Origin of the sequence: Salinibacillus aidingensis (assembly GCF_039522525.1) — a bacterium.
Taxonomy (GTDB): domain Bacteria; phylum Bacillota; class Bacilli; order Bacillales; family Alkalibacillaceae; genus Salinibacillus; species Salinibacillus aidingensis.
The window spans coordinates 218,925-230,276 of the sequence record NZ_BAAADO010000002.1 but is presented as its reverse complement, the minus strand read 5'-3'; the positions used below and the strand labels follow the sequence as shown (position 1 = coordinate 230,276).

The following is an 11,352-nucleotide window of genomic DNA, read 5'->3' as shown; positions in this document are numbered from 1 at the left end:
GGAAGACTTTGTGAAGAAGATTTTTTGAAATAACTTGAGCAGCTCTCATTATCATTTATTTCCAATTAAAAAACTGTGTAAGAAGACGTACTTAATACACAGTATAAAGCTATCAGTAAAAAATACATTAATCACCATTCATTAACTAATACAACCTTTCCAATAGCCTCTCCTGATTCCAAGAAGGCATCTGCATCATTGACTCTATCAAAAGTAAAAATTTGCTCGTTTACGAGTGGTTGTAGTTTTTTTCTTCCTCGATAAGACTTGGTACTTCTTTCAAGATGTTTCCGTAATCCTGTCTATGGGCTTTATTAATTATTTTTAAAAAGCATGAATGTAACATGTAAGGATAGAGCTTTGGAATGAAGTGGAGATAAATCATGCACTGAACGTACAGCAATCCATAGTACAGTTCCATAGGTGCCAGCGGCCTTGAACGATAGATCCAGATTTTCTAAATACAATATCAAACCCTTTGCCATCCGTATATTCTTCTACGTACTCCTCTATTGGCATTTCTTTGTAATTAATTGTCGCATTCGCTCCGAGACGCTTGCCAATATTTAATTTTTTCTCAGTGATGCCGAAGTAAATACCTCTACACCTGCGAGCTTTGCGAGCTGGATTGCAATATGACCTACACCACCCGTAGCTACGTGGACGAGTACAGTTTGCCCTGTTGTACATGAGCACGATTATAGAGCGATTCCCATGCTGTAATTGTAACCAGGGGAAGTGCAGTAGCCTGTGCCATAGTTAAGTTTTTCGGTTTAGGGGCTAAAAGCCGGTCCTCACACAACGCAATCAGGGATGGTTGTTTCTTTAACGGACGATAGGGGGCGGGGTTGTACAATACGTATGCAATGCCTTAAATTTATCCCATGTCTTTAATCAGCAAAACCGCAACGCCAGAACTTCACCTTATGTCTGTCGGGGGTGACCAAGGCATTTTGGCTTTTGTTCTCACCAATATATTTAAAAAATTTAAATTTTCTATTTTAAAAGCGTTTTCATTATGTTATAGTTTCATTAAACCGATTTAGTAAACCGATTTAGTAAACCGGTTTTGTAAAGGGATGAACAAATATGACAATAGAAAAAACGACGATTAGTGACGTGGCAAAGTATGCAAAGGTATCGAAAAGTACTGTATCTCAATTCCTGAACGAACGATATGAATACATGCGGGAAGAGACTCGGGAAAGAATAGAGCAAGCTATTGAAGAATTAAACTATCAACCTAACAATGTAGCCAGAAGTTTAAAGCTGAAAAGCACAGCTACGATAGGGGTTATTGTGGCGAATATTCTTCATTCCTTCTCTACCCAGGTGATTCGAGCGATTGAAGATACGTTAAACGAAAATGATTTTTCGACTATTATCTGTAATGCAGATGATAATCCAAAAAAAGAGAAGAATTATATAGAAACTCTATTAGCCAGACAGGTGGATGGCTTAATCGTTTTTCCTACAAGTGGGAATCGAGAACTTTATAAAAGATTGGTAGATTCAAACTTTCCGATTGTTTTTGTTGACCGATATGTAAACGGTTTGAACAGTGATGCGGTTATGCTAGATAACGAAAAAGCTATTCATATGGCTATAGAACATTTGCTCACCAATGGGTATGAGGATATTGCCGTCTTAACGACTTCTATTGATACGGCTGTTGTACCAAGGGTTGAGCGTGTTCAAGGCTATAAAAGCGCAATGAAAAGGTTTGATCTCCCGATACGTGAAGCTTACATCAAATCAAGAGATCTCCCGGTTTTAAAAAAAGGTATAGCTGAGCTTTTTAAGTTAGAAAAACCGCCACAGGCCATTGTTTCAGGAAACGATTTAACCTTAATGGAATTCCTGAAATATGCTTCGGAGCATGACTTGAAAATTGGGAGTGATGTCGGGTTAGTGACCATTGATGAAGTAAACTTTATGGAGATTCATAATCCACCAATAACTACAATCGCACAACCAACCTTTGAAATGGGGGAAAAGGCGGTAGAGTTATTACTCGATAAGTTTGATGATTCCAACCAGAGTGAGGGTGCACAAATATATCGATTTGACCCTTCAATAATCGTTAGAAAATCAGCAGAGAAAGCAGGTGTACGTATATGAACGATGTTATCACAATCGGAGATGCCATGATTACATTTGACCCAAGTTCTACAGGTCCCCTTCGGTTTTCAGATTCCTTTAAACGAAAGGTAGGGGGAGCAGAATTTAATGTTGCGATTGGATGTTCTCGACTGGGCCTCAATGTCGGATGGATTGGCCGATTAGGGAAGGATGAGTTTGGCCGGCATATTTACAACTTTGCTAGAGGTGAAGGCATAGATGTATCTGAGGTCAAACTTGAAAAAGGCTATCCAACCTCCCTAAATTTTAAAGAAATCCAAGAAGACGGGTCTGGAAAAACTTTTTATTATCGGGATAAATCACCTACTGAGACATTACTTCCAGAATCTTTAAATGAAGAATACTTTCAACAGGCTAAGCTGCTTCATATAACGGGGGTGTTCCCGGCAATCAGTGAGCAAAACATTCAAGTGATTGAACAGGCTGTTACTTTAGCTCACAAACATGGCGTGAAAATTTCCATGGACCCTAATATTCGACTGAAGCTTTGGAGTAAGGAAAAGGCACGTGAAACGTTGTTAAGATGGATGCCTTACGTGGATTACCTACTGACTGGGTTAGATGAGGCTGAATTGCTATTTGGTACGAATGATGTAACTGAACTGATCGAAAAAGCTAAGCAATATAATATTTCTCATTTGTTCATCAAGCTTGGGGTAGATGGTTCACTTGTTTGGACTGACGGCGAAATAGTTGAAGCTCCAGCTGTTAAAGTGGAAACAGTAGCTGATACAGTCGGTGCAGGAGATGGATTTGATGCGGGTGTCATTTGTGGATTATTAAACGTATGGGAGCCAAAACGGATTTTGCAATTTGCCAATACAATTGGATCGATGGTCGTTGGTGTTTATGGTGATAATGAAGGGCTGCCGTATTATGATGACGTCCTAGAAAGACTTGGGGAAAAAGAGTCTGTTGAAAGGTAGGGGGCAACGAGGATGATTCAAGTTGCGTTAGACCGTTTAACAAAAGAGGAATGTATCTCGATTACAGAGCAGACTTATGATCATATCGATTATATCGAGATTGGAACTGGCGTGATTAAGGAGTACGGAATGGATATCATTCGCGATTTTCGTAAGCGGTTTCCTGATAAGAAAATTGTTGCGGATATGAAAACTTGCGATGCGGGGAAGCATGAGACGCGCCAAGCACTTGAGGCCGGGTCTGACATTACAACAGTGATGGGGCTTTCCCATGATCAAACCATTCTCGACTCTATTCAGGTAGCTGAAGAATTGTATAAAAATGTGTTGGTCGATTTATTGGAGGTTCCAGTAGAGCGTTTTGCTAGATTAAAAGAATTAGGCGTAGAACTCGTCTCCGCCCATATTGGAAAAGATACACAAGATCATTCAGAGGGGAACTCCTTTGAACATTACGGATCTTTATCTGATGATTTCACGGTATTTGTGGCAGGGGGAATTTCACCAAAATCGGTTCAACAATCTGAAAAGCTTAAACCCGATGTCTTTATTGTAGGCGGTTACATTACAAATGCAAGTAACCCGGGTGAGGCCAGTCGTACGATGAAGGAGGTGATTTCAAAAAGATGAGGAGTGTTCATTTGGAAATTTTAGAGGAGCTTAAGCAAGTAGCTAAACATGTTGACCATGAGGAAGTTACTGCTTTCATAGATGCCCTGCAGCAAGCTAAACGTATTTTTGTCTGTGGGGAGGGTAGATCAGGCTTGATGGGAAAGGCGTTTGCGATGAGACTTATGCACGCAGGCTATACGGTTTATGTGATAGGAGAAACTATTACGCCAAGTATTCAAGAAGGGGATTTGTTTGTAGCCATCAGTGGCTCAGGAAATACCCCGTCTGTTGCGCTCGTAGCTGAACAAGCAGCTAAATCGAAGGCCCTGGTACACTTAGTCACGAGCAACAGAAAATCTAAGCTTCAAACATTAGTGGACCATCAAGTGATTATACCAGCAGCCACGAAAAAGCGTAGAAAAGATGAACCGGCAACCATTCAGCCGATGGGGAATCAATTCGACCAATCTGTTCATCTGTTGCTAGATGCTGTGGTAATTTCAATGACGACGGAGAAAGAAGATATTCACGACATGATGAATAGAAATCATGCCAATCTGCAATGAGAGGAAGATTAGATGTCTGACATCATCGTACAAAAGGAAGAGCTAAAGTCATTAGTTGTTCATAAATTAACCGAAGCTAAAGTAAGCAAAGAGCATGCTGAGGATGTAGCAGATGTGCTTGTACATGCAGACTTACGCGGTGTGGGCTCACACGGTGTATTGCGAACCGAGCACTATGTAGAGAGAATGAACGAAGGGGGCATGAACCCAAACCCAGAATTCCGAACGGAGCGTAAAGGTTCTTCAGCATTACTTTTTGATGGAGATAACGGAATGGGTCATGTGATTACAAAAAAAGCGATGGACCATGCGATTCAACTCTCTAAAGATAATGGCATTGGAATCGTAGGAATTATAAACAGTAGTCACTGTGGTGCTTTGTCCTATTACGCACAGCAAGCAGCAGAGCAAGATACCATCAGCATGATCATGACGCATACCGATAGCGCCGTCGTACCTTTTGGGGGAGCCGATTCCTATTTCGGGACAAACCCAATTGCTTATGGTTTTCCGGCTAGTAAACATCGCCCAATTATTTTAGATATGGCAACAAGTAATGTTGCTTTAGGAAAGATCTTACATGCTAGAGAAACAGGTAGTGAGATTCCAAACAACTGGGGAGTAGATGGAAATGGTACTCCTGTAACAGACCCAAGCCTAGTTAAACATTTACTTCCAACTGGTGGACCTAAAGGTTATGGTCTAGCTCTTATAGTGGATGTATTAACAGGTGTACTAACTGGATCTGCCTTTGGCCCTAGTATTTCTAGCATGTATGGGGACTATAATAACTACCGTCATTTAAGTCATACCATTATTACGATTAGTCCAGGGTTATTCATTGACCAACATCAATTCATGCAAAACATCGATAAGATGATTGATGAGTTACATGAAGTAAAACCAGCAGAAGGCTTTAAGTCTGTAATGGTACCTGGTGAGCCAGAACAGCTAAACGAGGAAATGAGACAAGTAGAAGGAATCCCGGTACCGGAAAGTATTTACAACTATCTCGAATCGTAAGTTAAGGTGAAAAACCTTTTCTTTATATTAATCTATTAAAAAATGGGAGGTCACTAATCATGAAGAAGTTTCTATGCTTTTTGTTTGTATCGGCACTGATTTTGGTTTTAGCAGCATGTAGTGGTAATGAGAAAGACGCTTCAGGTTCTGGAAATGAAGGTAGTGCAGGAGAAGGATCAAGTTCAGATTCAGGCGAAACGATTACTTGGAAGATGGGACACTTATCTAATGAGGACCACCAATGGCACAAAACAGCAGAAAAGTTTGCTGAGCTTGTTGATGAGAAAACAGATGGTCAGTTACAAATCGAAATTTATCCAAATGAGCAATTAGGTTCTGAAACAGAGGTTTTAAATGGAATTGAAGCTGGTACAGTGGATATGACGATTTCCGGAGAAACGATGGCGAACTGGGCTCCAGAAGCCGCATTGATGGCTGTTCCTTATGCATTTAAAGGTCAAGACCACTTACAAAAAGTTGTAGAAGGTGAAATCGGTGGTGAAATTGAAGATGCGATTAAAGAGGGGGTTGGCGTAACACCACTTTATTACCATATCCGTGCACCAAGAAATTTAACTTCTAATGAGCCAATTAAATCACCAGAAGATCTAGAAGGATTTAAAATGCGTGTACCAAACGTACCTTTATTCATGGATGCTTGGGAAGCAGCAGGAGCTAGACCTCAGGTTATGGACTTTAGTGAAGTATTTACAGGACTACAACAAGGGGTTATCGATGGGCAAGAGAACCCAGTTGACTTAATTCAAAGTGCTAGTTTCAATGAGGTACAAGATTATGTAAACGTAACCGAGCACGTATATTCTTGGATTTATGTTGTAGTTGGTAATGAACAGTTCAACGCACTAAGTGAGGATATGCAAGCAGCTGTTCAAGAAGCAGCAGCGGAAGCACAAGCATATGGTCTAGAATTATATGAAACTGAAACTGCTGAAATTGAGCAAGAATTAAAAGATGCTGGAATGGAATTCGTTGAAGTAGACCAAGAGGCTTTCGCAGAAGCGATGAAACCAGCTGTTGAAGATAGCTTAACTGAAAAACAATTAGAACTATTTAATAAAATTGTAGAAGCAGGACAATAAAAATTTAATTAGGTAACATATCCCCCTTTAGGTGTCTAGTTCCAGCACCTAGCGCCTCGGATCATAAGTCAGCCCTTTCTGTGGCAAAAACCGCCACTTCAGGGCTTGCCTATGCCTGACGGGGCTGAGCGAGGCGCTTGCGCTTTTCAGGGGGTATGTTACCCCATAATTTTATAAAGGGTGAGCAACAATGCAAGCTATACACATTCTTAGTCGGATACTAAAATTTTTAACGATTGCTAGTTTTTCTGCCCTCGTTCTCGTTGTGATCATCCAAATTACAGGGCGTTATTCACCATTTAGTTTTGTTTGGACGGAGGAACTTTCACGTTTCTTTTTTATCTTCTCTATTGCCTTTGCAGCACCTTTAGCGATGGAGCAACGTGAATATGTTCGAGTCGATTTATTTATCGATTTCCTTCCTGAAAAACTTAAAAAATATGTCGATGCAATGATTTACCTGATTTTAGGATTGTTTTCTGCTTTCTTAATATCCTATGCCTACGAGTTTACATTACTTGGGAAGAATCAATCTTCTGCCACACTAGCGATTGAAATGTATTACATTCACTTTAGCATGGTAATTTTATTTGTATTTTTAGCACTATACAGTTTTTTTAATATTTATGCCGTACTTAAATTAGATCAGTACGAAGAGGAAGAAGGTGTTAACCAATGATGGCCGCCATATTATTTGTAACCTTTATCCTTCTAATATTTCTCAGCGTACCAATTGCCTTTAGTTTAGGTCTATCATCTTTGGTTTATATTTTGATTGCCGATATTCCTTTAAATATAATCCCTCAGAAAATGTTTGGGGGTATTAACTCCTTTACTTTACTCTGTATTCCAGGGTTCATTCTGGCGGGAAACTTAATGAATGCTGGTGGTATTACAGAACGAATCATCGACTTTGCAAAAAAGCTAGTTGGGCATATACGAGGTGGTTTAGGTCTCTCAAACGTTGGTGCATCCATGGGGTTTGCTGGCATCACTGGGACAGCACTAGCGGATACTGCAAGCATTGGTTCAGTCATGATTCCCGCCATGAAAAAAGAAGGGTATGATGCTCCTTTTTCAGTAGCTGTAACTTCATCCTCTTCTACAATTGGACCTATTATCCCCCCTTCGCTTCCTATGATTATCTTAGGAACACTTGCGACGGTATCAATCGGCGATTTATTTTTAGCGGGTACTATCCCTGGCATTTTGCTCGGGCTATGCTTAATGGCTGCTACGTATGTGATATCGAAAAAGAGGAAATATCCAAAAGGTGAACGTCAAACATTCTCCGTTATTACCAAATCATTCTTCGGCGCCTTCTGGGCTCTTATGATGACGGTTATTATTTTATTTGGAATTTTAAGTGGTTACTTTACACCAACAGAGGCATCTATTGTAGCCGTTGTGTATGCTTTAATTGTCGGGATATTTGTTTATCGTGATTTAAAGCTGCACATGCTTCCGAAGATTCTATTAGATTCTATGGTTAGTACAGCGGGAATTATGGTGTTGGTTGGAATGGCGAATCTATTTGGATGGATTCTAGTAAGTGAGCAAATTCCACAACTAGTAGCAGATTCGATTTTAGCCATTTCTGAAAATCCAATAATCGTTATTCTTCTACTAAATGTGTTGCTGCTTTTTGTAGGAACCTTTATGGAAACCATCGCAGCACTTGTGATTTTGTTCCCAGTGTTATTACCTGTTGCCACTCAAATTGGAATGGATCCCGTTCAATTTGGGGTCATGATGGTACTGAACTTAATGATTGGTTTATCTACGCCTCCAGTAGGTGTATGTTTATTTGTGGCATCTAGTATTGGGAAAGTGTCCATTGGCCAGGCATCTAAGGCGTTACTACCATTCTTAGCTGTAAGTTTACTCGTATTATTAGCGGTTAGTTTCATTCCAAGTCTAACACTATTCTTACCAAGCTTATTTGATTAATAAAAGGAGGGCTTATAATGAAGGCAATTCAAGTAAAAGAACCAGGAACATTAAATGTAGTAGAAATGGAAGAGCCAAGTTTAGAACAGCCCAATGAAGTAAAAATACGGATGAGAGCGATGGGAATTTGTGGATCTGATATGCACATTCTTCATGGACAAAATCCTTTTGCGACCTATCCTCGGGTTATAGGGCATGAAATTGCTGGAGAGGTTGTAGAAACGGGCGATTCTGTAACTGGCTTATCTGTAGGAGATAAAGTAGTGATAGAACCGATGACATCTTGTGGAGAATGCTATGCTTGTAAACAAGGTCGTCCGAATATTTGTGAGAGTGTACAAGTTTATGGTGTGCATCGTGAAGGCGGTGGCCGTGAAGTGATGGTGATGCCCGAGCATTTAGTGCATCGGGTCCATAATGATAGAGATTGGTCTGAGATTGCCTTGATTGAGCCATTTACGATTGGGGCTCAATCTATCTATCGTGGTCAAGTTCAAGATGGAGATTATGTTTTCATCATTGGGGCTGGCCCAATTGGATTGTGTTGTTTGAAAATGGCAAAGCAAGCAGGTGCGAAGGTCGCAATTTCTGATTTCAATGATAAGCGTCTTGCTTTTGCGAAAGAGTGGGGGGTTGATCACATCATCAATCCACAAAACTCTGATGTAGAAGAAGAAGTGTTTGCATGGACTGGAGGCATGGGTGCCAATGTCGTCATTGATGCGGTTGGTCTTCCGCAGACAGTTGAGCAAGCAGTAGCGGTAACATCTGCGGCTGCACGAGTGGTTTTACTTGGTTTTGATACGAAAGTGTCTCAGCTTGCCCAAGTGAATATTACGAAGAAAGAGTTAACGATTTGTGGTTCACGCTTACAAACACACCGTTTCCCGAAAGTGGTTGAATTATTTAACACGCTAGAGTTTGATGTAAAGGAATTAGTAAGTCACCAATTTGAATTAAGTGAAGCTGAAAAAGCCTTTGAATTAATGGACCAAGCTCCGCCAGAAGCACGTAAGGTTGTTATTAAACTATAAAATTGATTTGTGAGACGAGGCAATAGGGAGGTAAATTCTATGAAAATGACGATGCGATGGTTCGGGGAAGATAATGACCGTGTCCCATTGGAGCATATTAAACAAGTTCCGGGTGTTGAAGGGGTTGTTTGGTCCTTACATGACGTCCCAGCCGGTGATGAATGGCCAATGGATAAAATTTTGGAAGTCAAAGAACAAGCCGATCGACACGGATTAAATATCGATGTGGTAGAAAGTGTTAATGTTCACGAGGACATTAAGCTTGGACTTCCTACACGTGACCAATACATTGAGAATTACATTAAAACGATTAAAAAGTTGGGCAAGGTTGGCGTGAAGGTGATTTGCTATAACTTTATGCCGGTGTTTGACTGGACGCGTACCGATTTATTTAAGGAAATGGAAGATGGCTCAACCGCTCTATTTTTTGAAAACGACAAATTGAAGGACATTGATCCGATGGAATTGGTCGACACCATTTCGAAAAACTCGGCGTATACGATGCCAGGATGGGAACCAGAAAGACTCGCTCATTTAGCGAATTTATTTGAAAAATATAAGAACGTAACGGAAGAGGATTTATGGGAGAATCTTCAATATTTTCTAGAAAAGGTCATCCCAGTCGCAAAGGAAAATGACATCAAAATGGGTATTCATCCGGACGATCCGCCTTGGTCTGTGTTTGGATTACCACGTATTATTACTAATAAACAAAGCCTAGAAAGATTTTTAAAGCTTGTAGATGATCCTTATAATGGTATTACCCTTTGTAGTGGTTCATTAGGAGCTAATCCTGAAAATGATGTAGCGGAAATGGTAAGAGAGTTTGCCGATCGAATTCCTTTTGCCCATATTCGAAATCTAAAAAGATATGAAACCGGTGACTTTATTGAGACTTCCCACCGTACTCAGGATGGGTCAGTTGATGTATACGAAATCGTTAAAGCCTATCACGAAGTAGGGTTTACGGGTTATGCAAGACCTGACCATGGCAGACACATTTGGGGAGAAGAATGCCGACCAGGTTATGGACTGTATGACCGTGCACTAGGGGTTATGTATTTATGGGGAATATGGGATTCCCTTGAGCGACTAAAAGAAAAAGGAGAATAATTTTGCTAAAGCTAAATGAAAATTTAGAAGGAAAAGTAGCTGTTATTACAGGAGGAAGTGGGGTGCTTTGTGGGGCTATGGCTCGTGAGCTTGGCCGCCAAGGAGCAAAAGTTGCAATTTTAAACCGTACTATAGAATCTGGTAAAAAGGTAGAACAAGATATCAAGGAATCTGGAGGAGAAGCCTTAGCTATATCCTGCGATGTTCTAGATATTGAAAGTGTTCGTAAGGCAGAAGAAATCATTACAGAAAAGTTAGGTATCTGTGATATTTTGATTAATGGGGCAGGCGGAAATCATCCTGATGGAACGACTACAAATGAAACCTTAAAGCCAGAGGATTTAAGAAATAAAGATATATCTACGTTTTTCGATATGACAACAGAAGGCTTTCAATTTGTTTTCAATTTGAATTTAGTCGGGACCTTTATTCCTACTCAAGTCTTTTTGAAAAAAATGGCCAATCGTAAGGGCGCAACCATTATTAATATGTCATCGATGAGTGCACCGTCTCCGATGACCAAGGTACCAGCATATAGTGCAGCAAAAGCGGGAATTGACAACTTTACTCAATGGTTGGCTGTTCACATGGCGGACGTTGGTATTCGTGTGAATGCGATTGCACCAGGGTTTTTCTTAACGGATCAAAACCGTAATCTATTACTAAACGAAGATGGTTCTTTAACTGAACGATCCAATAAAATTATTAGTCATACACCACAACAACGATTCGGTAAGCCTGAAGATTTACTCGGAACTTTGCTTTGGTTAGTGGATGAAAACATGTCTGGATTTGTAACAGGCGTCACTGTACCGGTAGATGGTGGGTTTATGGCCTACTCTGGTGTCTAAATGGCTGTAGACAAGGTATTGGAAAGGAGACCATA

General features: G+C 40.3%; 12 protein-coding genes. 11 read left to right on the top strand and 1 reads right to left on the bottom strand.

The window, feature by feature from the left end:
* Positions 1 to 381: 381 nt before the first annotated feature.
* Positions 382 to 690, bottom strand: coding sequence for a zinc-binding dehydrogenase (locus tag ABD006_RS17965; protein WP_425542184.1), 309 nt, complete (start codon positions 688 to 690; stop codon positions 382 to 384).
* A 405-nt stretch (positions 691 to 1,095) separates the two neighbouring features.
* Here ABD006_RS17965 and ABD006_RS04815 point away from each other — a divergent pair, with 405 nt between their 5' ends.
* From ABD006_RS04815 to ABD006_RS04765, 11 genes are all read left to right on the top strand, one after another.
* Positions 1,096 to 2,121, top strand: coding sequence for a LacI family DNA-binding transcriptional regulator (locus ABD006_RS04815; protein ID WP_343839010.1), 1,026 nt, complete (start codon positions 1,096 to 1,098; stop codon positions 2,119 to 2,121).
* Positions 2,118 to 3,068: a sugar kinase gene (locus tag ABD006_RS04810; RefSeq protein ID WP_343838234.1), complete on the top strand. Its 951-nt coding sequence runs from the start codon at positions 2,118 to 2,120 to the stop codon at positions 3,066 to 3,068. The genes ABD006_RS04815 and ABD006_RS04810 overlap by 4 nt, the downstream gene beginning before the upstream one ends.
* A gap of 12 nt (positions 3,069 to 3,080) precedes the next feature.
* Entirely contained in the window at positions 3,081 to 3,698 is a 618-nt protein-coding gene (hxlA, locus tag ABD006_RS04805; protein ID WP_343838231.1) for a 3-hexulose-6-phosphate synthase, read from the top strand.
* Entirely contained in the window at positions 3,695 to 4,246 is a 552-nt protein-coding gene (gene hxlB, locus ABD006_RS04800; RefSeq protein ID WP_343838229.1) for a 6-phospho-3-hexuloisomerase, read from the top strand. Before hxlA ends, hxlB begins: the two co-directional genes overlap by 4 nt.
* Positions 4,247 to 4,258: 12 nt before the next feature.
* A complete protein-coding gene (gene allD / locus ABD006_RS04795) occupies positions 4,259 to 5,269 on the top strand; it encodes an ureidoglycolate dehydrogenase (protein ID WP_343838226.1) in 1,011 nt (336 codons plus the stop codon).
* 59 nt (positions 5,270 to 5,328) lie between these two features.
* Positions 5,329 to 6,369 carry a TRAP transporter substrate-binding protein gene (locus ABD006_RS04790; protein ID WP_343838223.1) on the top strand — a complete coding sequence of 347 codons (1,041 nt, stop codon included), beginning with the start codon at positions 5,329 to 5,331 and terminating at the stop codon, positions 6,367 to 6,369.
* A 190-nt stretch (positions 6,370 to 6,559) separates the two neighbouring features.
* On the top strand, positions 6,560 to 7,048 hold the full coding sequence (locus ABD006_RS04785; RefSeq protein WP_343838221.1) for a TRAP transporter small permease: 489 nt from the start codon (positions 6,560 to 6,562) through the stop codon (positions 7,046 to 7,048).
* Positions 7,045 to 8,319, top strand: coding sequence for a TRAP transporter large permease (locus ABD006_RS04780; protein ID WP_343838218.1), 1,275 nt, complete (start codon positions 7,045 to 7,047; stop codon positions 8,317 to 8,319). Before ABD006_RS04785 ends, ABD006_RS04780 begins: the two co-directional genes overlap by 4 nt.
* Positions 8,320 to 8,336: 17 nt before the next feature.
* Complete coding sequence (locus ABD006_RS04775) at positions 8,337 to 9,353, top strand: zinc-binding alcohol dehydrogenase family protein (RefSeq protein WP_343838216.1); 1,017 nt, start codon at positions 8,337 to 8,339, stop codon at positions 9,351 to 9,353.
* 39 nt (positions 9,354 to 9,392) lie between these two features.
* A complete protein-coding gene (gene uxuA / locus ABD006_RS04770; protein WP_343838214.1) occupies positions 9,393 to 10,466 on the top strand; it encodes a mannonate dehydratase in 1,074 nt (357 codons plus the stop codon).
* A 2-nt stretch (positions 10,467 to 10,468) separates the two neighbouring features.
* A complete protein-coding gene (locus tag ABD006_RS04765) occupies positions 10,469 to 11,317 on the top strand; it encodes an SDR family oxidoreductase (RefSeq protein ID WP_343838210.1) in 849 nt (282 codons plus the stop codon).
* Positions 11,318 to 11,352 lie beyond the last annotated feature (35 nt).

What these genes read in the sequence shown, in the direction of transcription:
- ABD006_RS17965 (WP_425542184.1), bottom strand. Translation starts at nt 690, where the DNA reads ATGTACAACAGGGCAAACTGTACTCGTCCACGTAGCTACGGGTGGTGT.
- ABD006_RS04790 (WP_343838223.1), top strand. Translation starts at nt 5,329, where the DNA reads ATGAAGAAGTTTCTATGCTTTTTGTTTGTATCGGCACTGATTTTGGTT.
- uxuA (WP_343838214.1), top strand. Translation starts at nt 9,393, where the DNA reads ATGAAAATGACGATGCGATGGTTCGGGGAAGATAATGACCGTGTCCCA.
- hxlB (WP_343838229.1), top strand. Translation starts at nt 3,695, where the DNA reads ATGAGGAGTGTTCATTTGGAAATTTTAGAGGAGCTTAAGCAAGTAGCT.
- ABD006_RS04775 (WP_343838216.1), top strand. Translation starts at nt 8,337, where the DNA reads ATGAAGGCAATTCAAGTAAAAGAACCAGGAACATTAAATGTAGTAGAA.
- ABD006_RS04780 (WP_343838218.1), top strand. Translation starts at nt 7,045, where the DNA reads ATGATGGCCGCCATATTATTTGTAACCTTTATCCTTCTAATATTTCTC.
- ABD006_RS04810 (WP_343838234.1), top strand. Translation starts at nt 2,118, where the DNA reads ATGAACGATGTTATCACAATCGGAGATGCCATGATTACATTTGACCCA.
- allD (WP_343838226.1), top strand. Translation starts at nt 4,259, where the DNA reads ATGTCTGACATCATCGTACAAAAGGAAGAGCTAAAGTCATTAGTTGTT.
- ABD006_RS04785 (WP_343838221.1), top strand. Translation starts at nt 6,560, where the DNA reads ATGCAAGCTATACACATTCTTAGTCGGATACTAAAATTTTTAACGATT.
- hxlA (WP_343838231.1), top strand. Translation starts at nt 3,081, where the DNA reads ATGATTCAAGTTGCGTTAGACCGTTTAACAAAAGAGGAATGTATCTCG.